General features: G+C 63.2%; 26 protein-coding genes and 1 pseudogene. 11 read left to right on the plus strand and 16 right to left on the minus strand.

The annotated features are described in order from the left end of the window. Positions 1-12: 12 nt before the first annotated feature. The 5 genes from ACPEE0_RS22260 to ACPEE0_RS22280 all read left to right on the plus strand — a co-directional run bounded on the left by ACPEE0_RS22260 (position 13) and on the right by ACPEE0_RS22280 (position 5,160). A complete protein-coding gene (locus ACPEE0_RS22260; RefSeq protein WP_424575443.1) occupies positions 13-900 on the plus strand; it encodes an HpcH/HpaI aldolase/citrate lyase family protein in 888 nt (295 codons plus the stop codon). Further along, on the plus strand, positions 887-1,861 hold the full coding sequence (locus tag ACPEE0_RS22265; RefSeq protein WP_424575444.1) for an MBL fold metallo-hydrolase: 975 nt from the start codon (positions 887-889) through the stop codon (positions 1,859-1,861). The genes ACPEE0_RS22260 and ACPEE0_RS22265 overlap by 14 nt, the downstream gene beginning before the upstream one ends. Continuing rightward, a complete protein-coding gene (locus tag ACPEE0_RS22270; protein WP_424575445.1) occupies positions 1,861-3,075 on the plus strand; it encodes a CaiB/BaiF CoA transferase family protein in 1,215 nt (404 codons plus the stop codon). Before ACPEE0_RS22265 ends, ACPEE0_RS22270 begins: the two co-directional genes overlap by 1 nt. Beyond that, positions 3,072-3,425, plus strand: coding sequence for a muconolactone Delta-isomerase (locus ACPEE0_RS22275; protein ID WP_424575446.1), 354 nt, complete (start codon positions 3,072-3,074; stop codon positions 3,423-3,425). The genes ACPEE0_RS22270 and ACPEE0_RS22275 overlap by 4 nt, the downstream gene beginning before the upstream one ends. A gap of 256 nt (positions 3,426-3,681) precedes the next feature. Continuing rightward, positions 3,682-5,160, plus strand: coding sequence for an MFS transporter (locus ACPEE0_RS22280; RefSeq protein WP_424575447.1), 1,479 nt, complete (start codon positions 3,682-3,684; stop codon positions 5,158-5,160). A gap of 2,402 nt (positions 5,161-7,562) precedes the next feature. On the opposite strand, the gene ACPEE0_RS22285 is transcribed toward ACPEE0_RS22280, so the two are convergent. Together ACPEE0_RS22285 and ACPEE0_RS22290 are read right to left on the minus strand one after the other, a co-directional pair. Then, positions 7,563-7,763 carry a hypothetical protein gene (locus tag ACPEE0_RS22285; RefSeq protein WP_424575448.1) on the minus strand — a complete coding sequence of 67 codons (201 nt, stop codon included), beginning with the start codon at positions 7,761-7,763 and terminating at the stop codon, positions 7,563-7,565. 617 nt (positions 7,764-8,380) lie between these two features. Continuing rightward, positions 8,381-8,560 (minus strand): hypothetical protein, encoded by a 180-nt coding sequence (locus ACPEE0_RS22290; protein ID WP_424575449.1) that lies wholly within the window; start codon positions 8,558-8,560, stop codon positions 8,381-8,383. A gap of 204 nt (positions 8,561-8,764) precedes the next feature. On the opposite strand from ACPEE0_RS22290, the pseudogene ACPEE0_RS22295 reads away from it, so the two are divergent. After that, positions 8,765-9,576, plus strand: a pseudogene (locus ACPEE0_RS22295) (DUF2382 domain-containing protein). Positions 9,577-9,694: 118 nt separating this feature from the next. Here the strand turns inward: ACPEE0_RS22295 and ACPEE0_RS22300 are convergent. Next, positions 9,695-10,009: a hypothetical protein gene (locus ACPEE0_RS22300; RefSeq protein ID WP_424575450.1), complete on the minus strand. Its 315-nt coding sequence runs from the start codon at positions 10,007-10,009 to the stop codon at positions 9,695-9,697. Between the two features lie 572 nt (positions 10,010-10,581). On the opposite strand from ACPEE0_RS22300, the gene ACPEE0_RS22305 reads away from it, so the two are divergent. Both ACPEE0_RS22305 and ACPEE0_RS22310 read left to right on the plus strand, forming a co-directional pair. Next, positions 10,582-10,911 carry a histone-like nucleoid-structuring protein Lsr2 gene (locus ACPEE0_RS22305; RefSeq protein ID WP_424575451.1) on the plus strand — a complete coding sequence of 110 codons (330 nt, stop codon included), beginning with the start codon at positions 10,582-10,584 and terminating at the stop codon, positions 10,909-10,911. A gap of 725 nt (positions 10,912-11,636) precedes the next feature. Beyond that, entirely contained in the window at positions 11,637-12,107 is a 471-nt protein-coding gene (locus tag ACPEE0_RS22310) for a hypothetical protein (RefSeq protein ID WP_424575452.1), read from the plus strand. Between the two features lie 33 nt (positions 12,108-12,140). On the opposite strand, the gene ACPEE0_RS22315 is transcribed toward ACPEE0_RS22310, so the two are convergent. The 6 genes from ACPEE0_RS22315 to ACPEE0_RS22340 all read right to left on the minus strand — a co-directional run bounded on the left by ACPEE0_RS22315 (position 12,141) and on the right by ACPEE0_RS22340 (position 19,182). After that, positions 12,141-13,319 (minus strand): ATP-binding protein, encoded by a 1,179-nt coding sequence (locus tag ACPEE0_RS22315; protein ID WP_424575453.1) that lies wholly within the window; start codon positions 13,317-13,319, stop codon positions 12,141-12,143. A 434-nt stretch (positions 13,320-13,753) separates the two neighbouring features. Beyond that, complete coding sequence (locus ACPEE0_RS22320) at positions 13,754-14,176, minus strand: hypothetical protein (protein WP_424575454.1); 423 nt, start codon at positions 14,174-14,176, stop codon at positions 13,754-13,756. A 402-nt stretch (positions 14,177-14,578) separates the two neighbouring features. Continuing rightward, entirely contained in the window at positions 14,579-15,109 is a 531-nt protein-coding gene (locus tag ACPEE0_RS22325) for a hypothetical protein (protein WP_424575455.1), read from the minus strand. Then, a complete protein-coding gene (locus tag ACPEE0_RS22330) occupies positions 15,049-16,851 on the minus strand; it encodes a hypothetical protein (protein WP_424575456.1) in 1,803 nt (600 codons plus the stop codon). Before ACPEE0_RS22330 ends, ACPEE0_RS22325 begins: the two co-directional genes overlap by 61 nt. After that, positions 16,812-18,827, minus strand: coding sequence for a MobF family relaxase (gene mobF / locus ACPEE0_RS22335; protein ID WP_424575457.1), 2,016 nt, complete (start codon positions 18,825-18,827; stop codon positions 16,812-16,814). The genes ACPEE0_RS22330 and mobF overlap by 40 nt, the downstream gene beginning before the upstream one ends. A 7-nt stretch (positions 18,828-18,834) precedes the next feature. Next, positions 18,835-19,182 (minus strand): relaxase domain-containing protein, encoded by a 348-nt coding sequence (locus tag ACPEE0_RS22340; RefSeq protein ID WP_424575632.1) that lies wholly within the window; start codon positions 19,180-19,182, stop codon positions 18,835-18,837. Positions 19,183-19,607: 425 nt separating this feature from the next. Here ACPEE0_RS22340 and ACPEE0_RS22345 point away from each other — a divergent pair, with 425 nt between their 5' ends. Beyond that, positions 19,608-20,006 (plus strand): hypothetical protein, encoded by a 399-nt coding sequence (locus tag ACPEE0_RS22345; protein ID WP_424575458.1) that lies wholly within the window; start codon positions 19,608-19,610, stop codon positions 20,004-20,006. A gap of 152 nt (positions 20,007-20,158) precedes the next feature. Here ACPEE0_RS22345 and ACPEE0_RS22350 read toward each other — a convergent pair whose 3' ends face one another. The 6 genes from ACPEE0_RS22350 to ACPEE0_RS22375 form a co-directional block, all read right to left on the minus strand. After that, the gene (locus ACPEE0_RS22350; protein ID WP_424575459.1) at positions 20,159-20,416 is read right to left on the minus strand and encodes a chemotaxis protein; all 258 of its coding nucleotides are present in this window, start codon (positions 20,414-20,416) and stop codon (positions 20,159-20,161) included. Further along, positions 20,413-20,712 carry a helix-turn-helix domain-containing protein gene (locus tag ACPEE0_RS22355; RefSeq protein ID WP_424575460.1) on the minus strand — a complete coding sequence of 100 codons (300 nt, stop codon included), beginning with the start codon at positions 20,710-20,712 and terminating at the stop codon, positions 20,413-20,415. Before ACPEE0_RS22355 ends, ACPEE0_RS22350 begins: the two co-directional genes overlap by 4 nt. Next, positions 20,709-20,903: a ParB family protein gene (locus tag ACPEE0_RS22360; protein WP_424575461.1), complete on the minus strand. Its 195-nt coding sequence runs from the start codon at positions 20,901-20,903 to the stop codon at positions 20,709-20,711. Before ACPEE0_RS22360 ends, ACPEE0_RS22355 begins: the two co-directional genes overlap by 4 nt. 65 nt (positions 20,904-20,968) lie before the next feature. Beyond that, entirely contained in the window at positions 20,969-21,568 is a 600-nt protein-coding gene (locus ACPEE0_RS22365; protein ID WP_424575462.1) for a DNA-binding protein, read from the minus strand. 140 nt (positions 21,569-21,708) lie between these two features. Next, a complete protein-coding gene (gene ssb / locus ACPEE0_RS22370; protein ID WP_424575463.1) occupies positions 21,709-22,314 on the minus strand; it encodes a single-stranded DNA-binding protein in 606 nt (201 codons plus the stop codon). An 85-nt stretch (positions 22,315-22,399) separates the two neighbouring features. Next, the gene (locus tag ACPEE0_RS22375) at positions 22,400-22,708 is read right to left on the minus strand and encodes a hypothetical protein (RefSeq protein ID WP_424575464.1); all 309 of its coding nucleotides are present in this window, start codon (positions 22,706-22,708) and stop codon (positions 22,400-22,402) included. 1,599 nt (positions 22,709-24,307) lie between these two features. Between ACPEE0_RS22375 and ACPEE0_RS22380 the strand changes: the two genes are divergently transcribed. Then, a complete protein-coding gene (locus tag ACPEE0_RS22380; RefSeq protein WP_424575633.1) occupies positions 24,308-24,550 on the plus strand; it encodes a helicase associated domain-containing protein in 243 nt (80 codons plus the stop codon). Positions 24,551-24,716: 166 nt separating this feature from the next. Continuing rightward, positions 24,717-24,944 (plus strand): DUF2188 domain-containing protein, encoded by a 228-nt coding sequence (locus tag ACPEE0_RS22385; RefSeq protein ID WP_424575465.1) that lies wholly within the window; start codon positions 24,717-24,719, stop codon positions 24,942-24,944. A 287-nt stretch (positions 24,945-25,231) separates the two neighbouring features. On the opposite strand, the gene ACPEE0_RS22390 is transcribed toward ACPEE0_RS22385, so the two are convergent. Next, complete coding sequence (locus ACPEE0_RS22390) at positions 25,232-26,584, minus strand: ParB/RepB/Spo0J family partition protein (RefSeq protein ID WP_424575466.1); 1,353 nt, start codon at positions 26,582-26,584, stop codon at positions 25,232-25,234. Between the last annotated feature and the right edge of the window lie 245 nt (positions 26,585-26,829).

Genomic DNA, 26,829 nt, shown 5'->3' on the forward strand with positions numbered 1-26,829 from the left:
GGGTTATCACTGATGGCGAATACACTTGGCGTCTCTTCAATACTGTTCTGTCCTGCAGACGATGTCTTGAAGCTGCAGAAACTACCTGGCAGGCGCATCGCCTCGGTGGCGTTGGACCTTGAGGACGCCGTCGCGCTGGAACGGCGAGAACTGGCGAGGCAACTGATCATTGACCACGCACCTCAGATAAAGCAGTCCTCGACCTTGTACGTGAGAATCAATGCGATTGGCAGCAAGGATCACATGCCCGATCTGAAGGCCGCCGTCATGGCCGGGGCACATGGTGTGATTGTCCCGAAAGTGGAGAGCTGTTCCGAGGTTGTCCAGTTCTTCCACTCCCTGGATTCGGTGGGCGCAGCGCCCTTGCGGGTGATCGTGATGATCGAGACTGCATTGGGTCTGCTCAATATGCGCGAAATCGCATTCGCGGAATCGGATCGTGTTGAAACCCTGATGCTGGGCACTGCGGATCTCTGTATGGAACTTGGAATCTCCCTAAGCTCGGACGAGCGTGAGCTGGACACCGCGCGGTCCTCGATCGTCGCTGTGGCCCGCGCCGCAGGGCTTGCTGCTCCGCTGGACGGCCCTGACTTGGACCTCGGGATGTCTGCATTCCAAGCCTCCTGCGAAAGATCCCGGCGTCGGGGGTTCAGCGGCCGGGTTTGCCTGACTCCTGCGCAGGCACACGCCGCCGAAAGCGCTTACGAACAGGCGACAGCCGAAGAAGTCAGTTTCTCAAAATCTGTAGTCGAGGCCTTCCGCTCGGCTCAATCCAACGGAGCATCCGTTACGAAGGTGAACGACATGTTTATTGACCCGCCGGTTTACAGGCGCGCACTTCAGATATTGGAGCGTCAGAACTCAGACGCGAATTCGGAGGAAACAAATGTTCGAAGCTGACAGCGTGAAGATCACCGTTCTCGTGGAGAACTGGGTCGACATGCTCTTGGAGGATCAGCACTCAGACCACGGCGAACACTGTGTTCGCAACGGACTGATTGAGCACTTCGATCAAGGGCGTATACCGCCCCAAGCCGAGAACGGCCTGAGCATATTGGTGACGGCAAAACGCGGGATTCACACGAAGACGATCCTTTTCGATGCCGGGCTCACGGGGACTGTCCTTCTGCACAACCTCCGTGCGCTGCGGATCGGCGTGGAGGACATCGACGGCGTCGTGATCAGCCATGGGCATCCCGATCACTTCGGAGGCATCCTGCCTCTTCTCGACATCTTCGACCGGACGATGCCGGTCATGACGCATCCGGACGCCTTCCTGCCGCGGTTCGCCGTGATGGCGGACGGTCGGGTATCTCAGTACTACAACCAGGGCTTCACGGCAGAGAGTTTGGAGAGACATGGCGGACGACCAATTCTCAACAATGGCGCGCTGGATCTTGGGTGTGGGATCTATACGACCGGATTCATCCCGCGAACGGTCAGTTTCGAGGGTCCGCAACCCCCAGCCCACGACCATGCGCCGGGACTCTACCAGGTTGCGGCGAACGGCCACTACGGGCTTGACGAGGTTCTTGACGAGCAAGGACTAGTCATCAACGTCAAGGGCAAGGGTCTGATTGTGATCACTGGTTGTGCTCATGCTGGGGTACTCAACACCATCGACCGGGCACGGGAAATGTTCGGGGAGCGCCCGATTCTGGCAGCGATTGGGGGTTTCCACCTCGGCTTCCCGACCACTCCGGAGGCAAATGTAGACAGGACTTTACAGGGCATGCTGGAGCGCGATGTGAAGCGAGTCGTGCCTATGCACTGCAGCGGCCTCCGAACTCACGTGCGATTCTCCCTTGATGCTCCTGAGCAATACATCCAGCCTTCCGTCGGAACAGTGATGAGCTTCTGATGGGGAAAGCACTTCCCCTCGAAGGTGTTCGCGTCATAGCTCTTGAACAAGCTGTCGCCGGGCCACTCTCCTCTAGGCATTTGGCTGATCTCGGGGCAGAAGTGATCAAGGTGGAACGCATAGACGGAGGAGATTTCGCCCGCGACTACGATGCGTTCGTGCACGGGCAGTCATCTCACTTCGTGTGGCTCAACAGAGGCAAAAAAGAGCGTCGCACTGGACCTGAAATCGGCCGAAGGGCGCAAAATCCTTCGGCAATTGCTAAAGGGGGCCGACGTGTTCTATCAAATCTCGGTCCAGGAGCCGTGGACCGCATCGTATCCGACGACGAGCTTGTCGCCCTCAACCCGGAGCTGATCAGATGCATCATTAGCGGATACGGACCCGATGGACCCTACGAACATAGGAAAGCCTTCGACCTACTCGTGCAGGGCGAAGCGGGGGTGACAACCAGCACCGGCGAAATCGGGCGGCCCGCCAAGCCTGGAGTTTCGCTCGCCGACCTCGGAGCAGGAATCTACGCAACCACGGCAATTCTCGCAGCACTAAGGGGGCGGGAGAGGAGCGGAAGTGGTGATCGCATTCATATCGCGATGTTCGATGTGATGGTGGAGTGGATGAGCCCCCTCCTTTTGGCATACAGAGAAGCCGGCGTAGAGATAGAGCCAGCGGGTACAAGGCATGCGACCATAACCCCTTATGGCCCATTCGAAACCCGCGATGGAAAGATGCTAAACATCGCGGTTCAGAACGACCGACAATGGGCCTCCCTTTGCAACGTTCTGGGCCTGAGCTCTCTGGCCGCACAACCGGACCTAGCGACAAACAAGGGCAGGCTTGCCAAGCGGGAGTTTGTGGAGAAATCGGTGTCGGATGCCATCGGCTTGCGCAACCAAGCGGACGTGGCCAGTGATCTTGAGCGTGCCGGCATTCCGTTGGGCTCTCTCAACTCCGTTGCTGACGTAGCCCATCATCCGCAATTGGAGGGCGGCCGCAGGTGGGAGAAGGTCGTTTTGCCATCCAACGAGACGGTATCTGTTATCGCCAGCCCATTCCGCGTCGAGGGCAACTCTACGATGAAGCGAATTCCGGCGCTTGGGGAAAGTACCGTGTCCCTCCTGTCGGAGTTGGGATACTCAACGGCAGAAACCACGCAGTTTCTCAGCGATGGTGTCGTGGGCGTTGGCGGCGCAGCCTCAGTGTTCCCCGCATGAGCGAGTTCCTCGTCTTCATTGAGGTCAGACGCCCAGCAAACACACCCGACGCCGAGTGGGCTTCCTTATTGGAACGCGAGGCAGCCCGCGGCCGCGAGTACCGCATCTCCGGCATCATCAGCCGAATCTGGCGCGTACCAGGAACCCGCCAGAACATCGGAATTTGGGAGGCGGCAGACGCAACGGAATTACACGCCCGCATTTCCGCTCTGCCCATGTTCGACCACATGTCGATAGAGGTCCGGCCTCTAGCGTTGCACTACCTCGAAACCTACGCCAGGACCGTCACAGGGAGGACCCGACCCAAGTCCGCTGGCGGAGGTAGTTCCGCATGGAAAGATACGGAATAACGCCGGTCTCTGCTGACTGCAGGCATCCGAGACACGCGAATCAAACCTCCGGACACTGCGAGTCATTGTCCTAAGACCTGAGCTGTATCTATTACTTCCTCACGGAGGGCGAAGAAGCCCTCCGCCGCGTCGCCATGGGTCGGGGCTGCCGCTGCCTCTATCTGGGAACAGAATCCCCACGAACCTTGCAGAAGGCATTGCCCCTCAACTGTCGCGTGACACGGTTCTCCATTCATAACTAAAGGAAGGTTGCGGAATGGACATGTTCTCAGAACTTGACTCCCGCCCCCGGCTAACCAGACGCCAAAAGGTACTGACTGTTATTGCCACCTGGGCCGTCTGCCTCGAATTCCTGGATTACTTTATCGTTGGCTTCATCATCGTCTTCATCGGAAGTTCGTGGAACCTCAGCTTCGGACAGTCCTCGCTCATCCTTCTGTCTTCAGGAATCGGTGCCATAGTGGGCGCGATCTATTTCGGCAGGCTCGCTGACCGCATTGGACGGCGGCGAGTTTTCATCACGACGATCATGACCTTCACCCTTGCAACCGGTGCACTGGCACTGACGCCGGACAACGCCGCGTTCGGGTGGATATACATCGTCCTGATGCGAGTCATAGTGGGTTTTGGAGCCGGCGGGCTTTACGTGGTTGACATTCCCATGGTCCAGGAATTCCTTCCGGCCGCGAAACGTGGCCGAATCACCGGCTACGTGACGTCCGCTGTCCCCCTTGGTTTCTTGGTCGGCTCAATTCTCGTGTGGCTCTTCGCCGACCACATCGGGTGGCGAGGAATCCTCATGATTGCCGTTGGACTGGGCATAGTCCTGCTGCTCTTACGCCTCACCATTCCCGAATCGCCCCGATATCTAGCCCGCAACGGTGATATTGAGGGTGCGCGGCGATCAATCGCTTGGGCCTTGGAAATTGATCCTTCCACGCTTCCGCTCGAAACCTCCGGCACGGCTGCCCCACAGCAGCGCCCTGCGCAGATGCGTGAACTGTTCTCCTATCCACGGAGTCTCTGGGTCTCGACGCTCACAAACCTAGGCGCCCAGACCGGCTATTACGGGATCGCACTGTGGACTCCAACTCTGTTTGTGCTCGTGCTGGGGATCCCGGCGGCACTGTCGGGTCTCTACATGATCTTTGCCACTCTCGGGGCACTCGTGGGTCGATTCGTCCTCTCACACCTAGCCGAGATCCTGGGGCGGCGCGCCACCGGGGCATTCGCGGGAATTACGGCGGCTGCGCTCCTCGTAATGGCCGCGCTCACTGAGGACCTAGAGGTTTTCGGAGGAGTTTCCGTCTTCCTGCTCGTCATGATCATCGTTTACTTCTTCGCGGAAGGCGGTTTTGCCATCGTCGGGCCCTATTCGGCAGAGGTCTGGCCCAGTGCCCTGCGGACCACTGGAATGGGGTTCGCCTATGGCGTCGGAGGCATCGGCAAGGTCATCGGACCGCTGGGTCTGGGTCTCATCGTCGGATCGAGCAACTTTGTAAAGCCTGATGCCAGAACCGCGACCCTTCTGCCCGCCTTCTCGTACTTTGCGGCCTGGTTCCTACTCTGTGGGCTGATGTTTCTGCTATTCGGTCTTGAGACCAAGGGAAAGAGCCTAGAAACGCTCGACGCAGAAATCGAAGCGCAGCGAAAATGTGCCTTGCGCCCTGCAGAACTGGGCATGAAGGATCCCTCTACCGTGAGCCCAAGGCAGGACGAGGTCACTCGCAGGTAATTCGCCGGGGCCCATGACGTCCCTCCGCGCCTAAGAAGCAAGAAGTACTCGCGGAAAAACCCGTGCCCGAAGGGAAATCCCGGCCGCCGGTCTGTGGGTCGGCCGGCCCACAGACCGGTGAACCCAATCGATTGGCGTCGGAATCAAACACAATTCGGAAAGACTTATTCAACATGAACACGCAGGACTTTACGGTTACTATTACCGTTCCCGACAGGGCCAGCCTGGACCGCCAACTCGATGCAGCCGTCGCGCTCGCTCAGGCAAAGGCTGTGAATCCTCCAATAAGAGGAATTCTCGTAACGAGACATGACTACGATTGTTTTACCGTCTCACTTAGTGACGCCGTCCCCTTCGGTCTCATTAGGGAACAGCAGGACTGGCGGACTTCGGAGAAGGCCGACCGAGTGTTTAGGCCCCATCACTAAACTACGAAGTCCAAGCCATCCACCTGCGAAACGCCCGCTGAGGCAATCCGTGGGGCTGCACTCCTGAGGGTGTCGCAGATAAGCACCCTATTGTCCTCCGCGAACTGGCAGCAACTCCGCGTGCCCCTAACAGGTCCCGACCAGCAAAGAAACTCAGGGTCGACACTGTATTGGCGGACGGATCTTTTCTTTGGATAATGTCCAGGAACGGAACCGGTGCCGTCTGCTCATCAAGGATGAAGTTTCCAAGACCCTGTTAGTGGTCGGGTAGGTTGGGCCTCGGGAACGAGGCCCTGATCAAAGCTGCGGAATAGTCTGGAAGTTCTCTACTAGACAACGCTCTGGTCCTTGGTCACTGGGCGTCCAGCCGTTTGCGATGAACTCCCGCTTGTCCTTGTACAGCGCACAAACCCCGTTGGCTTGAAGTACACCCCAATCTGACGTCAGAAATGGCCCTGATACCCGTCAGGATAGGGCCAGTTTGAGAGCTTACTGACACTGATTTGGAAAGGTCTTGGCTTCAACCTGACAGTCGTAGCTCCTGGTGCCAGTCCGAATTGGTCGCCGCTGGCGGGTACCCGGGCTTTGGAGAAACGCGTACTGATTACTCGCGCGGCTTGGCAGATAGAGATCGTAGGGTCGTAACCGGAGCTGGCGGCGAGGGTGTCGCTGAGACCACGACGCCTCCCCCAGCCGTCGCCAGCTTCAAACTCGGGGGTTGGGGGTGCGGTGCCCACGGGCTGCGAAACTCAAAATTGGAACAATAAGTCCCTGTGATGGGCAAAGTTCCTTCCGCCTGCCTGCGTGGCTCCTTACTGTGTCACTACAGGGGCCGAGGATGTTCCCTGAGTCGCACGTCAAAGGGGACGTATGAGCACACGTATTGCGGTTGAGGCCATGGAAGAAGCATGTACCGGGGCTCCGCCGCGGCGGGGTGGAACTCCTGTTCCCGCTCCCCCGAAGACCCGCTTGGTGCGACCTCGTCTTGTACAGCAGAATCCGCGCTCTGCGCAGCGGGAACATCAGGTGCAGCGGGTGATCCTCGATCTCGCCGCTCTTGCCGCCGCGCATCGGCCACCGGTTCCTTAGGCTGGTCGTGATGATCGTGGGACCTTCACGCCGAGTCTGCTGATCAGGGGCCCGCGAAGTCTTGGTTCGAAAGCCCTGTTATTGAGGTTCTGCCGGTCGTACGCTGTGGTCATCCATCTGATTCGAGGAGGCACCGATGCGCACAGCGGAACCAGCAATCCAAATGGAGCACGTGCACCATCTTTCCGATAACCTCATGCATCAGCTGGCCAGGGGCCGGGAGTGGGCGACGCCAGGGGTGCAGGCTGCGCTTCAACGAGCGGTGGCAGGGCTGGATACGGGTATCGAGACCGCGTCGCCGCGCCTGCAGGCACTTTTACGCCGGTTGGCGGATGAGCTTGCCGGCGGTGTGGAGACACTGACTCCCCGGGTGCAGGAACGATTAAAGCGTGTGGGACCGAAAGCCCAAGTCACTGAACCGGTTTCGGGGCGTCCCGCTGCCCGGGTATGGTGGGCGGTTTGCGGGTTCGTGGCTGGAGCTGCAGCCGGGGTAACTGCGTGGCGTCTTGTGCAGGCGTCCCGAAACGAGCCGGCCCCGTCGCTTAGTGCGCAGGAAAGCGGCGGCACCGACTTTGCGGGAGATGCAGACCTTACCGCTGGCCGCATGTAGGAGCGTCCGCTGGGAATGCATCAAGGCGGCCACGGGGATGCGCGGTGGCAGCAGCCGGCAATGACGGATGCCCAGCTTTTCTGTGTCTTCCTGGACCCGAGGGGGCCGGAGCTGGTTACTGCCGCTTTGCCGGACGAGGAGCTATCCAGGCTTTTGGATGCTCTTTACCGCCACCTTGATACTGCCGATCCTGAACCGAGTGCCATTTTCTGGTACGAGACGGGCCTCGAAGAAAGCCGCCGGAGGGGCCGCTAAGCGGCCACTCGCACTCGGTTCTAGTTGTCGCGGTGCTCGAACTCTTCGTCCAGCTCTTGGTGGCGGAATTCGGTCTCGGGGTTTGGTTCGCCCTCGTTGATGATTTCGTGGTCCAGCTGGCGTTGTACCTGGCTGTCGAGAACCTGCAGCTTCTCGTCTTTCAGTTCTTCCAGATCCTCAGGAAAAGGATCAGTAGGGGCGATCCGCAGATTCGATGACATAGTCTGACCTTTCGATGGCGGCACTCCAGCAAACGGACACCCGCGACCGGAGTATTTTAGTCGAAATCAGGCAAATGCATGTAACTGAGGTGTGCATCCGATCTGCTCCGTGCAGGTCCCGCGGTCAGATTAGGCAGTAGTCGGAACGACGGTTGCGGCGGTGATTCAGACTTTGGATGCGAGGGGTTTTGAAGCTTCCCCGCCGTGCGGTGCGTCTGGCCTCCCGCAGGGCACGACGTTGTGCCCGGTCGAGGGTGTAGAGCAGGAGCAGCACTCCCGATATCCAGGCAACGGCGGTCAGGAATACCAGGCTGATTGCCGCTAGGGGATGCATGCTGCAAGTCTAGGTCCCTGCCCCCCCCTGACAGCCCTCTCCAGGGGAACGGATTAGGTACCCGCACGCCTGTTCCCCGGGCAGGGACAGTCCTACGATGAACAGAGACGTGAACGGGGTTTCGGGTCTGGGCCCGGGTCCGGTGTGGCCGGCGTCGTGTGGGTTCCGTCGAGACATCCGGGGCCCTCCCCCAGCCGACGCCGGTCACTTAGCCCGCCTGCTGCGATCACACACTCCGTCCACGGTGGCAGCAGGCAGGACTGCGCGTTGTTTGGGGCCCCGGTCAGTAGTCGCTGACGACGGTGAACTGGTCGTGGGCCATTCCAGTGTGCTCGGCCGCTGCTGCCAGCACTGCTCCGGGTATCTCGGCATCGTTCGCCGCCTTGGCTCTGACCTGGGGCAGTTCAACGATTGGCAGCGTGAAGTGATGGTCGGTCGCGGTGATGATGTAGGCCGTAAGCACCAAGAGCTTCCCCGTTCTTCCAAGCTCCTCAACAGGCTATCGCGCACGACTTGCGCCCCGGACCGTAAGGAGGGGTGAACAAAATTAATAAGCATGCTTGCTGTTTTGTGTGGTGGTGTGGCTATGTAGAGGGAGGTGGTGCACCTTTGGTTGCACTGACGAGATGGTCTCAGAGCCTCATCCCAGCACGAGAAGGAGAACATCATGATTCACGGGGAGAACCTTTCATCACTGGCCAGCGCCGGCGGGAACGTCATCGGTTCGGATGGCAGCAAGATCGGCGGTATCGGCGAGATTTACGCTGACGACCAGACGTCGGAACCGACCTGGGTCACGGTCAAGACCGGGCTTTTCGGCACCAATGAATCCTTCGTCCCGATCCGTGAGGCCACCCAGGAAGGCAACGACCTGGTCGTCCCGTACACCAAGGACAAGGTCAAAGACGCCCCGAACGTTGCCCCGGACGGGCACCTGAGCCCGGAAGAGGAAGACCGCCTGTACAGCTACTACGGTCTCTCCGGCGGCACCGGCTACACCGGTACTGCTGACCGCGGCGCCGATTATGACACCAGCCGGGACACGGATCGGACCACCGGGCGCGAGACTGTCGGCCATGACGTTTCCGGCCCGACCACCGACGATGCGATGACCCGCTCCGAGGAACAGTTGAACGTGGGCACGCGGCGGAAGAAGCCGGCCGGGCCCGGTTGCGGAAGTACGTCACCACGGAGAACGTGACCAAGACTGTGCCGGTGCAGCGTGAAGAGGTGCGCCTCGAGCGTGAGCCAATCACCGATGCCAACCGCGACGCCGCCCTGTCAGGTCCGGCGATCAGCGAGGAAGAACACGAGGTGATCCTGCACGAGGAACGCCCCGTCGTGGAGAAAGAAACCGTTCCCGTCGAACGGGTCCGGCTCGACAAGGACACCGTGACCGACCAGGAGAGGGTTACCGAGGAAGTCCGCAAGGAAAACATCGACGTGGACGACGACGGAACCGGCCGCACCAACCGATAACCCGGCCCCCGGCCCCGCAACTCACCGCCGCGGCCGGACCAACCCCAGAGATCCGCTTCCTCCCACCGGGGCGGATCTCCGGGGTAAACGGATCCTCCACGCCTTCGCGTTTCTTGATTCAGGCGGGCTGCTCAGCCGACTCGACCAGGAACAATCTGAAGTAATTCAGGCACGTACTGGCGGCGTCATTTCCCGGGATCCGCGCACCTTCCAGCGTCACTTCGGCTCCCAGCTGCATGCTTGTCCCGTCCGGGAGGATGATGATCCGCGGCCCGTGCACGAGGGTCCCCTCGGGAAAGACCAGCGTGCTCGTATACCCGTCCTGGTCCTGGACGGTAAAGCACCCAGCTTCGTCGGAGCTGAGCACCCCCCCGGAGGGTGCCGGGGTCGCCTGGTTCCGTAAGGAGCCCATCGAGGACAACGGCTTTGGCACCTTCGTCACCGTGAACGATGCTCAAGCTCGTATGGGTGCTTGCGGGAACAACATATGGGCCCTGCCGTACGCCGCACCCGACCAGGCTGAGGGCTGCGACGATCATTGCTGCAGCTGATGTTCGGTGTCCCATGGTGCGCCCCCGTTGCCCAGCCATCTAATCGTTCCCCCAGACTAGGCGTCGGGCCCCGGGGAGGTCTACGGCCGCGGAACACTGAAGCGAATAACCAGGTCGCAAGCGCTTTGTGATGGCGCCGACGCTACCGAACGGTGCGTCCTCTACCTCTGGCGTCCCGATTCGGAAGGACTGACAAACTCATGAGCTTTCACCAAGAACGCCAAACTCACAAAACTCATGATCACACACAAGCAGAGCTCATGATCGAGGGTCAGTTCAGGCCCTCAGCAGGAGCGACTCCCCCAGAAATTATCGGGCGGACAGGCGTGCCGGCCACTTTTTATTATCTAATTGCTGGTTATATTATCCGCTGACGTAAAGCTGGCGCGTTTGGTTGACTAGGCAGAGATGCTTGGTCGATAGCGTTTGTTCTTTAGGCTGATAGTCTTGTTTTATGGCAAAAAAGACAGTCGTGCTGCTGGAAGATGATATTGACGGTACGGAAGCTAATGAAACGATTTCTTTCGCTCTCGACGGCAGTGAGTACGAAATTGATCTCAACGAGGAACACGCAACGGAACTGCGTGAAGCTCTGGCGCGCTTTACCGACGCTGGCCGCAAAGTAACTGGCGGACGTGGGCGTCCCGCGGCTCGTGGCAAGTCCTCGCAGAGCGGACCTGACGCCAAAGCGGTACGAATGTGGGCCGTTGAGAATGGCATCCCCGTCAATACACGCGGCCGGATCCAAGCGGAGGTAGTAGAGAAGTACGAGGCTGCTCACTAAATCTGTGAAGAACAATATCGGGGCTCGGATCTATTATTGATTCGGGCCTCGATTTTTATCGCAACATAACTAATTTCTCGGCAAGAGTCCCCGGTCCGGCGAACAATCAGAGCATTCGCTACCGGCCTTACTGACGACTCCAGATGTAGGGTGAGCATGAAAAGGAGGAGTGCTATTTCTACTGATGCTGGTGCGGCCCGCTGCGGTACAGCAAGTCTGGCCCTTCGAGAGATTGTCCGGCAGTTGAACGGCGGGCTGGGCGCCACACTGGTGGCCGCACTGTCGGGCAGCAAAGACCCAACCATTAGTTATCGCTGGGCCCGTGCCGGCGGTCCTGAACCCGGGCCCGAAGCAGAGGCCCGGCTGCGGCTCGCGCACCGTGCTTGGACCGCTGTGTCGGGTGTCGAGGGCGAACACGTGGCCCGGCTCTGGTTTGTGGGTGCCAACCCGTGGTTGGATGACGTCTCCCCGTTGAAGCGATCAGGGAGATGCGCTCCACGGAGGTCATGGCGGCCGCGACGGCCATGACGGAAGGCAGGTTTACCGGGTGACTCGGACCCGGTTCTTGTACCGGCGTGGTTCCTGTCGAGGGAGTGCCCTGGTTCGCCCACAGGGTGTTGTGTGCTGCGGCATTGGCCAGCAGTGGAACACTGGGATCTTCACCTGAAGGGTTCGGATCTTCAGACTTGTGGAGTGACCGCAGAGCAGGGAGCCTCAAGAGGAGAATGTTGGGATACACACACTACTTTTCCGGGCTGCAGGCAACGGCCGATATCATCGCCGATGCCCGAAAGATTGTCGCAGCGTCGGATGTGACGATCTGCGGCCCGAGTGGTGAGGGCGTGCCTGTGATGACCGAAGCCGAGGGGATTCGGTTGAACGGTTCGAGGGCCGCCGGCGAAAGCTACGAGACGTTCCATGTGCAGGGAACGAAAGAGCTAGATGTGCCGGGGTTGGGTGAAGCCTGCAAGACAGACGGCCGCCCTTATGACGAGGTCGTGACAGCCATTTTGATTGCCGCTGCGGTGCGTTCGATGGAGTCAAGGGCGGGTGTCTTCACGACTGATGGGCGATGGGACAACTGGAGTGCCGGCGTGCGATTGTACGAACGTGCGGTGCGGGCACTGACCGAGGAAGAGAAGCTGGCGTTGGAGCTCGATGTGGCACGGATGCGCCCGGGTACGCTCTACGACTGACTGTTCAGGAAACCGGGTACAACGGTTCGGTTGTCATTCCTCTGTTTGGCGGGCGATGAAGGCGGCCATGCCGGGGACGGTGAACTGAATGGACCCGTATTCGGGCGCGTAGACGACGCCTTTGGCGATGAGCCGGGAGCGGATGACGGCGAGTTTGGTTGTTGACTTCCCGAGCCGGTCGGCGATTTGTCCGGTGGATGAGGGGTTGTCCCCGTCTTGTGCCATGGCTCTTAGGTAGAGGCGCTCGGCGTTGGTGGCCCGCTGCCATCGGGCTTCGAAGAAGCCGTGGTCCAGGTCGCTCGTGCCGAGGCGGACGGCGAGCTGGGCGTCCTCGGCGCTGATGACCTTATCCGATGCCGCTTCCCAGGCGGAGCGTCCGTAGACCTGAAGGAAGAAGGGGTAGCCGTTGGCTGCCGCCAGCAGCAGGGACAGGGCGTCCGGTGCCAGTGTGGCGCCGAGCCGGCTGATGGGCAGGGCAAGGGCTTCGGACGCGGCCTCGTCGTTGACCTGGCCGATGGTTCTGTAGAGAAACAGTCTCTCGCCGTACGTCCTGGCTTCCGAGATCTTGCCGGGCAGGTTGGGCAGCCCGGCACCGATGATGTAGAACGGCCAGCCGCGTTGTCCCGCAAGGTGCTGGACGGAGAGCAGCACGGTGAGCAGTTCCTCGTCGAGGTCCTGCATCTCATCAATGAAGAGGCCAAATCCTGCCCTGGCTTTTCGCATGGCGGTTGAGACGTCTTCGACGAGTTCTTCGAGGTCGATGTCCAGGTTGCCCGAGTCGGCCCGGCCGTGTTGTTTGGTGGTCACGGTGGCTGATACGCCGGTCACGCCGAGGCTGGCGGAGATGTTGGCGATGCTGGCCATGGCGTTCTGCAGGGAGCTCCAGGCGGGTTTTCCGCGGAGCCTGCGGGCACCGAGTTCGAGTTCTCGGGCCAGTTTCGCCCGGGTGGCTTTCTTGCCGGGCTCCCCTGGCTGGGCTTCGAGTTGGATGACCAGCCAGTCGTTGCGGCGGGCATGCTCGGCGAACACGTTGAGCAGAACAGTTTTCCCGACTCCGCGCAGCCCGGAGAGGACCATGCCCCGGTCCCCTACCGTGTTGGATTTGGAGCGGGCTACGAGGAGATCAAAGGCGTCGATTTCTCCGTCGCGGCCGACGAGCTCGGGCGGCCGGACACCGGAGCCCGGGTTGAAGGGGTTTAGAGCTGGGTCCATAGACCGATGATACCGGTTTATAGGCTCTTATAACAGCGTTTGTTATAAGGTGCTATTTCTCGTTATCCATGTACGCGTGAGGACAGCCGACATGGGTCGTTGCTTCGGGGCTCCTCCCATGGTGGCCGGTCAGAGTCGGGGTCCGGTGAACGTAGCTTCGGTGTTGGGTGGTCGTGGTTGTTGGTGGTCAGGTGGGGTTTCGAGGGCGGCGCGGGCTTGGGTGAGCAGGCGTGCGACGTCTGAGGATGGCTTGGTTGTTTCGTTTCGTGCGCGTTGTGCTGCGAGGTAGCGCTGGAACTGGTTCTCGATGGACGCCAGGGCTCTGGGTGACTCTGTTCCGACGGCGAGTCCTACGGTGTGGTCCAGGGGCGGGTTGTGGTTGTCGGCCTGGGCGCGGAGCCGGTTGAGGTTCTCGTTCTCTTTGCCTTGGTGGACTAGACTTGAGGCCGAAGCAACAGCTGGTTGCCCGCCCTGTAGGGGGCCGGTCGTTGGCTGGACCCCCGGACTTGGCTGCGGCAGATGGGGGTTGCTTCTTTAACGGCCAGTCCGGTCCTGGCGTGCAGGACGGTGGCGACGGTCTCGTATGGGGTGAACCATTGGGAGTCGCCGAGGGCGAGGTCGCGGCGGAAGCTCCAGGCGACGAGGTCCGGTGCCCAGAGCAGGGGTTCGTCTCCGGGTGAGGCGTGGTAGCCGGTGACGTCGGGGTGAAGCAGTCCGGCGGCCCTGAGCCGGTGCAGGACGGCGAGGTCTTGTTTGTCCCGTCCGGGTAGTAGCGCCGGTTCCTTCGCTCGAAGACGAGCAGCCGCGGCGCTGCGGGTTTGCCGCGGGTGATCTCCCTGGCGAGGGCGGTGACGCATTCTTCGCGGGCGGTGCGGAGGTTGTGGTCGGCCCGGCGGATCTCGGTCTGGACGGTGATGATGCTGGGTTCGATGGCGTGGGCGAGGTAGTCGTTCATTTCGGTGATGACGTGCCGGCCCATAGGGGTGTTGAAGGCTTCTGTGGTGTGCCAGTAGTCGCTGCCGGCGATCTCGATGAGGCGTTGGCGGATCATCGCGGCCTGGTCCTTGGCGATCACGATGGCGCTCATGGCGTAGAAGGGGCGTTCCCCGCGGCCTGGTTCGCGCAGGCTTTCGTCGATAAAGGCCACGGGGCCGGGGGTGCGCTGGTAGAGGGTGCGGAGGCGGTCGTCTTTCAGTCCTGGCCCGTCGACGATGCTCACGTGTGTCCTTTGGTCATGACTGTCTGTTTGTCGGCTCACTCTACAGGCGGGGTCCGCGCGGGCCCTGTTCCGGGCCAGTTCCGCGCCCGGGTCGGCCGGTGTCCGGGCGGGACTGCTCTGCGGCTTGTTCTGCCTGGGCCGCGCGGAGCCTGGCCACCGCGTTTGAGGGGCAGGGTGCCGGCCTGTTGGTCCTGGCGGAGTTTGGAGAGCCGGTCCTGGAAGGATTCCCGGGCCTCGGCACCGGCGGTGGCGCCGGTGCCGTGTTCGGCTTCGCGGCGCTTGCGGATGTCTTCGAGGGCCTCGTCGACGGATTCGGGTGTGGTGTCGGCGGGTTGCTGGCCGGGCCGGTTGTCCGTACCTTGCGGGCGAGGTCGGCGATCCGGTCGGCGCGCCCCTGCAGGGGTCCCTCCCCGGCTGTTTGTGCGCGGTCTTCGCGGAGCCGGTCCACGACCTGTTCGGCCGGTGTGGGTTCGACGGCTACGATCGCTTCGACTTCGGCGGCTTCGGCCATCAGGGTGGCGTCCTCGGGGGCGAGGGGTGCCTTCTTCGTTTGGGCGGTGTATTTGTGCATGGCGGTGACCCGGGCGGCGAGGTCGGCGCCGGTCCCGGTTGCGGTGTGCGTGGCGGGCAGGACGGTGGGGTCGGTGTCGGGGATCCGGTAGGTGTCGCGGTAGGTCTTGACCTCGGCCGCCAGCTGCCGCCAGCGCTGCTGCTGGGCGGTGTCGGACGGGACGGGCCAAGGGCCTCGGCCCAGGCGGGTGGTTCGGCGGCGAGCTGGGAGCCGAGCCGGTTCATTTCCAGTGCCATGGCCTCCCGGCGGTCCTGCAGTTCCTTCCGCCACAGGGCCGGCGTGTCGTGGTGGCTGATGGTGTCGGCCGGGGCCATCCATCCGGGCACCCCGTCCTGGGCAACTGTCTTCGTCATGGGGGTGGGGAGTTGGCGGCGGAGCTGGAGTTCGGCGTTGATCCGCTGGTGGATGTGCCGTGCTGTGTGGACGCGGTGTGCGGTGTCGTTGCGGCGGTGGTTGGTCAGGGCGCCGCGTTCGTAGGCTTCGTCGGCGCGGGCTTCTGCGGGCATCCGTTCGCGCAGCGCCTTCTCTTTCTGCAGGGTTCCGGTGAGCCAGCGGTTTTTGCGGGCGGTGTCGGGGTCGTTGATGGTGGTGTCGGTGCGGGCCTGTTCCTTGGCGCGGGTGATGCGGGAGTCGAGGTCGTCGTCGGTGAGGTGGCCGTGCAGCCTGCGCTGCCACGGTGTGGTCCGTTTCTCGGCCCGCCAGCCTTTGATCAGGTCTTTCTGGTCGGGTTTGCCGGTGCCGGGGTTTTGTCCGGCGTTGGCACGGGCGCGGATGAGTTCGCTGGCGGCGCGGCGTTCGAGGCGTGCCAGGGCGTCGTCGCTGACCGCTTCCAGCGGGCGGTGCCCGGGCATGGTGGCGCGTTCGCGCCATGTCTGGAGGGTGTGCTGGACGCGCCAGGACAGGACGGCGCCGATGTCGTCGGTCTTCTCGGACGGGTAGGCGGTGGCGTCTTTGAGAAGGGTGGTGAGGTTGTAGCCGTCGTTTTCGGCGTTGCGGAGGTGGGTGGCGGTCGCGGCCCAGGCGTCGGAGGCGATGAAGGGTTGGGCGGTGGCGTCGCCGAGGATCCGGCGGGCGGTGTTGGCCATTCGCAGTTCGTTGGCCTGGCCGTCGATGTCGTTGTAGGCGGCGGCCATGTCGGGCAGGGAGCGGGCCTGTGCGCGGGCGGCGTCGATCTGTTCGTGGGCGGTGAGGTTCCCGTCGTGGTTCGCCGCGACGGTGCGGAGCACGTCGGTGAGGGTTTCGCCGTCCGTGGTGACGCCATAGAGGTGGTTGCTTTCCCGGCCGCGGGACGCGGCGACGTAGGCCAGGGACCGGGACAGGCCGGAGCCGATCAGGGCGTGGGTGGTGTCGCAGGTGATGCCTTGGGTGCGGTGGATGGTGGCGGCGTAGCCGAGCATGGTGTGGTCCCGGACGTAGTGGGCCGGGAGGGTGATGGTTCCGCCGTGGGCCTTGTTCCGGGCGGTGAGGGACCCGTCGGGGTGGACGTCGCGGACGTCCCAGACGTCGTTGTTTTTCACGAAGTCCTTGCCGCGGTGCATAGTCAGTCGGCGGTTGTTTTCGCGGGTGACGATGACGTCGCCTGCGCGGGCATTGAGTCCGTCCCGCAGCGTTGCGGCGGGCCCGTCGGGGAGGGTGCCGGTGCCGAGGCGGTAGGCCTGGGCGCGGGCGTTGAGTTCTGTGACGGTGGCGTTGTCGTAGGCCATCATGACCGAGTGTTTGCCCTTGGCGGTGTCTTTCTCCACGCCGTGTACACCATGGAGGTCATGGTTTCGGCGTTGCCGCCGACGACGCGGCGGTTGGTCCGGTAGAAGGTCCAGGGGTCGTCTTCGCCGGTGGCGGGTGGTTCGCGGAGGGCCAGGGTCGCTGCGGCTTCGTCCTCGTTCGCGGTCCCGTCGGGGTTGCGGAATCGGTGGAGGTCTTCCAAGTGCACGGCGCCGACGGTGTTTTTCAGCAGCCGCAGCGCTCCGCCGGAGCCGACGGCGGAGAGCTGCTGGTCATCGCCGAGGGCGCGGACGACGGCGCCGTACTGGTCGGCAATGGTGACGGCGGCGGCGAACAATTGGGTGCCGACCATCCCGGCTTCGTCGATGATGATGACGTCCCCGGGGGCGGGGATGACTTTGCGCGGCGAGTCGGTCTGGTGGGACAGGACGAACGAGTCGATGGTGGTGGCTTTGGCGCCGAGCTCGGTGCCCATGACGGCGGCGGCCGCGGCGGTCGGGGCGAGCCCGATGACGTGTCCGCCGGCGGCGCGGACGGTGTCGGCGGCGAGTTTCAGGGCGGTCGTTTTTCCTGCTCCGGCGGGGCCGACGCCTACCAGCAGCAGCCTGTCGCTGCAGGCGAATTCGCGGGCGAGCTGCAGCTGCCCGGCGTCGAATTGTTTGTCCTGGGCCGTGAGGGCGGTATCGAAGGCATCGGGGGTAGCGGCGGGGATGACGGTGCGGGCGGCGGCGGTGAGGAGGCGGTCTTCGCTGTGCAGGATCCCGGAGGAGGTGTAGAGGGCGGCATGGACTTTGCCGTACCTGCTGGCGCCGTTGCGCAGCCGCAGCGCGTCGATCTCGGGGGCCGGGGTGTCGGGGGTGATGCGAAGGGAGAACTGGTCGATGGCGCGGGCTTTCACCTGCTCGATCAGGGTGGCCGGGATGGGCAGTTCGCCGAAACGGGACCCGAGCCGGCGGCGGGTTTCGGCGTCGATGTGGTGCTCTCCCCACACCCCGCGGGTGCGTTCCAGGGTTCCGATGACCCCTGCCGCTTCGGTCTCGGGGTCGACCTCGTCGGCGTGCGTGACCATCCAGTCCGGGTTGGTTTTGGCGGCCATGTCGCGGGCGTCGTGCCGGTGCGCCCGCGCCTTCTCGACCGCCGCCGGGCCGACCTGAACACCGGGAAGCCGGCCGAGTTCTTCGGTCCACTCTGTGACGAGGGCGGAGAGTTGACGGGCGGATTTTTTCCCTGGCCGGGTCTGAAGGGTGGCCTGCTGGGCCAGGGCGATTATCTGTTTGGTGGTGGGGGCGTAGCCCTTGGTGTCGGTGAAGTCCTCGACGAGTTTGTCCAGGGCAGGTTTGATCCCTTCCCGGCGGGAGGAGGCCTTCTCGATTGCGGCGACGTCGATGCCGGCGATCTCCATGACCGGCCGGTCCCCTGCGACTTTGCGGGCGATCGTGCCGACGCCGAGGCGGCTGCAGACCTTCTCCATGACGGCGCGGTTGTAGTGCTCGGAGGCGGCGACGTTGAACTGGTACAACAGACGCCCGTCCAGGCTTGACCACTTCCCGTCGGCCCCGAGGACCTTGTTCGCGACCACGACGTGGTCGTGGAGTTGGGGGTCGCCGTTGCGGGAGTCGTAGTGGCGGAACGTGGTGTAGATCAGGCCGCCGTCGACGTCTTCCTGCCGGACGCCATTGCGTCCGCGCCGGGTGTAGGTGGCTTCCTTTTCGAGGAATCGCATCGTCTCATCGATCGCTATGTGTTGCGCTGCTTCGATCTCGCGGCGGGCGTCGTCCCCTCCGATGGCCCAGAGGACGGAGACCGATTTGGCCGGCGCGAAGACCAGGTCGTACCCGGCGACGGCCTGCGAGCCGGGTTTGTTCTGTGCGGTGATGAACCGTCCGAGTTCTTCCTTGTCGGCGGGGTTTCGGCCGTTGAGTTCGCGGAAGTATTGGGCGCCTTCCTTGGTGCGGATGCGGCGGCGGGCGTCGGTGTCGGGGTCTTTGTGGTTCATCCGCTGGTCAGTCCCCGGTGGCCCGGTCGATGCGCTTAGCGAGTTCGCTGTTCTTCTGGTCGTAGCGTTTGTAGCGCTGCCCGAGCCGGGTGTCGGCTTTTGGATCGGCGGCGAGCATGGCCTCGGCGTTGGGGTGCAGTCCCTCCCCGAACAGGGCCGCCATCTGCGCCTCGGTGACCTCGCCGGTGACGCCTAGGTGGGTGGTCCCGCCGCCGCCCCATTGCCCTGGCGGGTTGCCGTCCACGGTGTAGTAATCCCCCAGTGCCCGGCCGCCCGAGCGCAGCTCGTCACCGCTGGCGACTTCACGCGTGTAGTACGTGTATCCGTCGCCGGCACTGAGCTTGTGCACGGTCATCACGGACCTCAGCATACCGGCCTGACCAGCCCATTCATCAATGATGCATGAGGTGTGACAGATCAGAGCGGGTTTGCCTCTCGACAAGGGACGCAGGAGAATCACAGGAGGCGGGCGCGCTATGCTTTTGGCCATCAATCGTTCTGATGCGGTTCTGCACATGAGAATGGGCGGTGGGTAACGCGCTTTTGGTTATCCACGGTTGCGTTCGATTGTGCAGAACCGCACGACCGGGCTATCCACAGGTTGGCAGAGGAGAGACGCGGGTTATCTCGGAGCCGTCCACGTGTGGGTAGCCCGGTCATGGCCAGCCCGAGCGTCAGCGAGGACCGATCCGGCGATTTTCGCCGGCCGCGGGGCATGGACCAGGCCACCCGGGCCTGTGACCATGCGGGATCAGATGAAGGGGAAGGGGACCCACACGAATGGCAGCACCACGGAAGTCAGCACAGCAGGTCGCGGCGCGGGAGAAGGCCAGGGCGAAGGCCCAGGCGCTCACCGCCCGGCACGAGAAGATGATCGATCTCGCCGCCGAATTCTTTGAACGGCAAGAGACGGCAGAGCAGGTCCGCGCCGACGCGCAGCGCAAGGCCGATGAGATCCTGGCCAAAGCCGAGCAGGACGCGGACCGTGCGGTCACGGCCGCCGCCGGCACCGTGCAGGCGATGGTGGACGCGGGCGAACCGAAGGCCGCGGTCGCCGCCCGTCTGGGACTCACCGGCGCCGAGGTGAAGAAAATGCTCGACCTCGCGGCCACACCCGCAGCGGCCGCTTCGAAAGACAGCGACGACGCTCGCGAGGAAACGGTCGACACGGCAGCCTAAACCAGGCCACACGGACACGACGACAGAAGCCTCCGGCATGTGCCGGAGGCTTCTGTCGTAGCGCTCAAATCCCGCGATCAGAAAATCGGTGAAACGCCACGGCTGCGCGAGGGGCGTATCGGGACATAGCGACCCGGACCGGTCGCGGACGTTTATCGGTGCCAGCGCAACTCGAGCCGGTTGGCGCAGAACAGGAAGGCTGCGGCAGCCAGGAAGTACGGCAGTGAGGCCGGGAAGCCCTGGAAGATCCAGACCCCGATGGCGGCGAGGGCCGCCAGGACACCGGCGGTTTTGGTGGCGCCGATCAGGACGCCCTGGCCGGCGAGGACCGGATGCGTCAGGGCGTAAATGATCCAGCACACCAGGGACACTCCGGCGAAGGCTGCGAGGAACGGCAGCACCATCATCATGTCTGCTGCCCGTCCTCCCCCGCGTCACCGGGCAGCTGGCCGCTGGCGATCCGCTCGGCAGTCTTCTCATACGCCGCGTCGATGTAGGCTTCGAGGTCGTCTTCCCGAACCCGCCAGACGCCTCGGCCACCGAACTGGGCGGCGCGCAGCTCCCCGTTGCGGACCAGCGCGTAGACGAGCGGCTTGCCTAGGTTCAGGATCTCCTCCACCTGTTCCAGGGTCAGCATCCGCGCGAATGCCCTGGTTCCCTGGCCGGTGTCGCCGGTCGCGGTATGGGTTGGTTTGGCCACGGTCATGCTTCCTCACGTCGGTGCTGCAGTTCTTCCATTCGTCGCTGTCCGCGGCGCACACCACCGGCTTTCACCGGCGGCCACGGCTTCCCGCCGTTGTACTTGCGCTGGCGGCGTTTCACCTCACGCATCGTCGCATAAACGATGAAGTCCGAGATGCTCGCGTCCCCTTCCACCTCCTTTGTTTCCAGGAACACGGCACGGACCTGGTCGGCCTGCTCCTCGGTGAAGTACGGGGTGAAGGCAGGAATTTTTTTTCGGCTTAGGCATCGGACTGCGCCGGCGGCTGCTCTCCGGGCTGTTCGGGGGTGATGCGCTGCAGCAGCGCCGTGTGGGCTTCCTGGAGGGCGGCAGCGCGGGCTTCGGCGGCCGCAGCACGCGTCGCTGCCGCTGCCGCCTCTGCCGTCGCTTCCCGCTCGGCTGCTTGTGCCTGCTCGAGCTGGTCGACGCCGGCGGCCAGACGGCGTTCCAGATCCTCGACCCGGCCCGTCAACTCCGCGACGGCGGACTCCTTGTCAGCGGTGACCGTGTCGAGGTCGGCGACGAGCTCGGCGACCTCCTCGGTCAGCTCCTTCTTCTCCCGCACCCACCGTTCCTCTACGGCCGCGTGGCGCTCCAGCGCTGCGGAAGACGCTTCCGCCCAGACCGTGCCGGCCAGGCGCGCGGCCTGCTCGAGGATCGTCGGCGGAGTCGCAGCGACCTGGCCTCCCGCTGCCTGCTTCTCCTCGTTCCATTCCTTCAGGTACCGGGTGGCGTCGGCGCTGCTCACGCCCGCGGCGGCGCGGACCGTGGAGACGGTGGGACGGCGCTCCGCGCTGATCTTCTCAGCAGCAGCGAAAACCCGATCTTTGGCACTCGACACGGCGGTCCCTCAAAAAGTAGTAGGAGTAGTAGTAACCAAACTACTACTCCTACTACTCGGGCACAAGATGGCCTCGCTGCCTTCCGCGCCATAGCCCGCTCCGGGGTGTGGAGGGCACCCGGGCCCCTGCGTGCTGGGCGTTATTGGACGTAACCGTTGCGGTGGGCGTTCTTTCCGAACCAGGGATCGTCGTCGGCGTACCCGGCGGTGCCGGTCTCGGCGGCCGCGGCTTCGTGTTCCTGCTGGGCTTTGAGCCGGTCCCGCCAGCCCATGCGCGGGGCCTCCTCCGCCGCTGGCGCCTCGTCCTGTGCGGGTGCTTCCTGCCGTGCCGTCGGTTGTTCCCGGGCCGGCTGCTTAGCCGGCGAGCCTACGGCCTGAGCCGCGGAGAAGCGAAGGGAGATTCCGATCTCGTCAATGTCGAATTCGATGACTGTGCGCTTCTCCCCCTGCCTGGTCTCATAGGTGCGCGGCTTCAACCGACCGCTGGCGACCACCCGGCTGCCTTTGGACAGGGACGCTGCGACGTGCTCTGCGGCTTCGCGCCAGACGGTGGACCGAAGGAACAACGTGTCGCCGTCCTTCCACTCCTTACTTTGGGGATCAAACACCCTGGGAGTGGACGCGATCGTGAAGTGCGCGACGGCAGTGCCTTCAGTTTTGCCGAACTCACCGGAAGCCGGGGTGCGGCGCAGTTCCGGGTCGGCCGTGAGGTTTCCGATGACGGTGGTGGTGGTTTCGCCTGACATGGTTTCGTTCCTGTTCTCTCTGGTTTCGTATTGGCGGGTACTGCGTCTACAGGCCCGGGCCGGGCCGGTCGGGCCCGGGGGAAGGCTAGTCGTCGATGGCATCAACCTCTGCCATGAAGTCCTCCACGTCGAGGGCATTGCTGCGGCGGAGGATCCTGTCGTTGTAGATTTCGGTGAGCATGGCCCGGGTGGGCATTCGGTAGGACCGCTCCTCGGGGGTGTCACCGGGCAGGAGGGTGTCGGCGTTGTAGAAGCGTTCCTCCGCTCCCCCGTCCGAATTGTCCAGGAAGGCCAGCGCATACGCGGCGCCGAGCAGCTCCGGGTCCTGACGGTGCCCGTCCTGGACCTCGTGGCGGTCGAAGATCATGGTGATGATGGCGGGGTTGATGCTCATGCTAGGTCCTCTTTCCGGGTAAAAGTCGAGTCGATGTTGTTCAGATGCGCTTGGACAAGCTTGTCGCGGCGCAGACCGGACCAATGGTCCGGTCATCAGCACTCACCACGACGGGAGCCCGGGGCGTAGCCGAGCTCTGTGATGTATTCCAGGGCCGCGGGGACTTCGGTGATGTTGACGGGCGGCGTAAGTGATGCCCTCGACATCGAAGCACTCCTTCGTCTTCTCGCAGTTGCTGCAGTCGGGGCTTGGCATAAACCGTGTAGGCCGTTGCGTGAGGCAGTCATTTTCAGCACCTGGTTTCGTATCAAAAAAGTTTCGTTCGTCTGGCTGACCCGCTGCTTCTATTCTACCATTCATTCAACTGAATGAATGGCTGTTTTGCCCCGTATTCTAGGCATTTTGCAAAACATTTCTTAGGCCCCGGCGCGGTCTCCCGCGCGCTTGTCCAACGCTGTCGATTTCAGAAGCTGACTGCACAAATGTCAGAAATCCTCTGCACTTCTGCCCGGATCAGCTTCCAATAGGCCAGGTGGCCCCGAATCAGGCCGTCCAACCGTACCGACATGCTGCAAGGGGCGTGGCTCGTTTTCACCTCGCCCGGCCAAGGACCCGTTGCGGGCGGCACGGATTGATGTAGATGCATTGTGAACAGGAGTGGGAAGCAACCCGACACTTGTGCACAGGAGTAGCGGGCAATCCGTGATCACAACCCGTCTACACAAACCCAGGAGTTCAGCAGGGAGTTGTGCAGACAGCTTCTGAAAACGACAGTTTTGGTGGTGGTGATGATCGCCGCTGGTGACTGTGGCGATCGCCCGCTGGTGCCCCACGGCGGCAGTCCCCCGGCGCCTGAAAAGCCGCCCACGGCGTGAAGGTTCCATGACTATCTGGGATCACCCGCCGCGGAGCAATGTGTCGTCCGTGCTGAAAGAAACCCGGCCGACGGGATGGGTGGGCGGCGACGGCGGCCTTGGCCCATGGGGAACCAGCCCGCTTCACTGCAGGCCATCGCGCCTCCCCCGCCACCGTCTTTGGCCCCTCGACCCGGGCGCCGGGGTGTGGGGCGGGTTGTGTAGCCTGACATTCGGGCGGCACAGCCCGGGCCGGGCCCGGGACCACTGGTGTTGGCGAAGGGGGGGGGGGCGGCTGTGGCTGGGGTGAGGCGGCAGGCGCCGGATCCGGAGTGGGTGCAGATGTACCGACAGGGTGTGCCGGTGTCCCGGATCGCTGTCCTGGCCGGTGCCGCGGAGACGACGGTCCGGTATCACCTGCAGATCGCGGCCCGGGCGGAGCCGTCCCTGCGGGGCGAGCATGCCAGGGCGGTGCGGCCGGTTCCGAAGAAGCAGGATGAGCGCGGCCTGAAAAACGTGGCCGACATCGTCGCCCTGTACCGGGCGGAGGGGCGGTTGCCGAGCAGCAAGTCCGCGTCGATGAGGGAGCGGTCCCTGGAGTCCTGGCTGGCGGCCAAGCGGCAGCAGTCCCAGAAGGGGACCCTCTCCCCGCCTACCGGGACGGGCTCAGGGAGATCCCGGGCTGGGATACCCCGCGGCGGCAGAAGAGCAGCGCGAAGAGCTCTGGAACCAGCGCTTCGCCGAACTGGCCGCCTACCGGGCGGCAGGTAATGACTGGCCACTCCACAAGGAAGCAGCCTCGGAGCAGGAGCGGCTGCTCGGGGTGTGGCTGCACAGCCAGCGGATCACGTACCGGGACGGGACGCTCCGGCAGGACCGGGAAGCACGGCTGGATACGGAGCTGCCGGGTTGGCGGCGGGGCCGCCGGCCAGGAAGGCGCCCACAGCCGATGCGGGGTGCGGGTGACGGCGCGCCGCTTGAAAAGTAAGCATGCTTGTTATTAGTTTGGTGGCAGTTGCTCCGCCTGTCCCCCATCAGGCGGAGCAACTACGAAGGGGCGGCCCTGCATGACTGACTTGTGGTGCGGGGCTTTTCCGCTTTCCCCGCAGCGGCGGGGCAGGTGTCAGTGAACCGATCGGCAGAGGGAGTGTGCAGTGGCTCAGGGCGACATCGAGACGTTTTACGAGAACGGCGAGTGGAAGAACAAGCGAGAGGGCGCCGGCCGGGCGTTCGGGTCCGGGTACGGCACCAAGGTCGAAGCGGTCACCGTCGGCCGGGACACCGCGAAGGCTGACAAGGTCGAGCACGTGATCAAGAACCAGGACGGACAGATCGCCGGGAAGAACAGTTACGGCAACGATCCGCGCAGCGTCCCGGGCTAGGTAGTCGGGGTGCTGTCAATAAACAAAAAGGGCCGGCATCGCCGGCCCTTTTTGCTCTCCTCGGACAAAGGAAATCTGGTGGCAACTCTACCAGCGGCTGCAGGTGCAGCGCGGCACGCTGGTGTGGGTCGCGTGTCTTGCGCGAATGGCGGTCCGCCGCTGTTGTGTGGCTGCTGTGGTTCGCACCGGGCGGCGGACCGCCCGACTTTTGGAAGGTTACTGGCCCTCGGATGATGAGTGGGCGGGGCCTTGCCGGGCGGCGTTCGCTTCCGCCCGGCAAGGGGTTGTTATGCTGCCGATTCTTCCTCGGCCGGTTGGCCGCTGTCGATGATGATTTGTTCGACGTCGCTGGCGGTGTATCCCCAGAGGACCAGCTGGTTCAGGTAGTCCCGGTGGGTTTGGCTGGGTGAGCGCCACGAGTCTTTTTGGATGGTCTTTTCATACCCGGCGCAGACCAGCGCAATGAGCGATATTTCGGGACGTGCGGTGGACTTATCCACGTGGGTGCGGAGCGGGTTCCATCCCCAGGTCTTCGACCCTTCAATCTTCGCTCCAGCCATCTCGGCCGCTACCTCGCCGTCGTAGCCACTGGCGGTTTCGGGGTGGTGGGTGATGGCGCGGACGGTGAAGTGCTGCCAGCCCTTGGGCGGCTGTTTCTTTGCCAGCAGGTTTTTGACCCATTCGCGGCGGACGGTGGTCGCTGACTGCATCAGCTTGTTGTTCTCGATCAGGGTCTTCCGGTCGGCCTTCTGCTCGTCGGTCATGGGGCCTTTGGGGGCCGATAATGCGCCGTAGCCGCTGTAGTAGCGGAGCGTGAAGCCCAAGTCTTTCCAGCCGGTGACCACGGCGACTGTGGAGTGCTCGCCGCAATAGTCCGTCTCGATGTAGACGGCGTTTCCGTCCTCATCGGTAGCCGGTTCCCCGTCTGCCCGTTTCAGGGATGTGACGCGCAGGGTTTCGCTGTCCTCTCCGTACCCGCATTCCGGAACAACAATCGTTCCGGCCGCTTCCAGTTCGGCGGTCAGGGCGGTCAGCGCGGCGGCGCGGTCGCGCTTGTCACGGAGCTGTTGGGTGACGTGCAGGAGCATGTCGGGTTCGTCCATGATGACCGATTCGAGCTCGGCGGTGGCGTCCTGGTCTGACTCAAACTCGGCAAGAATAAGGGCTTCTTCGATGGTGTAGCCCTTGCCTAGGGCCGCGGCTCCGGTCTCGGTGGACTTGGCCTTCAGCGCGGACTCGACGGTGGTCTTTGTCCGTCCCGTCTTTTTGGCGATTGCGGCGGCCGAAACCCCGATGAGGGACAGCTGGTGGTAGGCGTCGGCTTCGTCCGCTTCGGTGAGTTCGGCGCGCTGGATGTTCTCGACCACCTGCGTGACGATGCGTTCGGCCTCTTCCGGGCTGTCGATGATCATGACCGGAATCAGGGGCCGCTCGGCTTCGACGGCGGCGCGGGTGCGCCGCTGGCCCATCAGCACGTGCACGGTGCCGTCGTCCTTTCGGTGGGCGATCACCGGTTCCATCACGCCGTGTTCTTTGATGCTGGCCACGAAATCCGTGGTCAGGGCGGCGTCTTTCCGGACGTTGATATCGACGGTCAGGGTTGCCGGGTTGAGCATTTCGAGCGTGGGTGTTGCGTTCATTGGTGTTGTTCTTTCTTCTTGTCCGAGAAGTGGGTGGGTGGGGGCGGTGCGTAGTGACCGGCCAGCTCTCCCTCTCCCCCGTTGTTTTTGGCTGCTGGCGAAGCTTGCGGAGCTGTGCCCGACGGAAGCCTGTCTGCCCTTGGGCAAGGGCCAAAAAATCTTGCGGGATCGGCGCGGAGCGTTGATCCCTGGCTGAAGATTTTTGGCCCGCAGGCCCCGGAGTTCACGGAGGGGCTAGACGGGCT

The sequence above is a fragment of the Arthrobacter sp. SD76 genome, assembly GCF_049726125.1.
Lineage (GTDB): Bacteria > Actinomycetota > Actinomycetes > Actinomycetales > Micrococcaceae > Arthrobacter > Arthrobacter nitrophenolicus.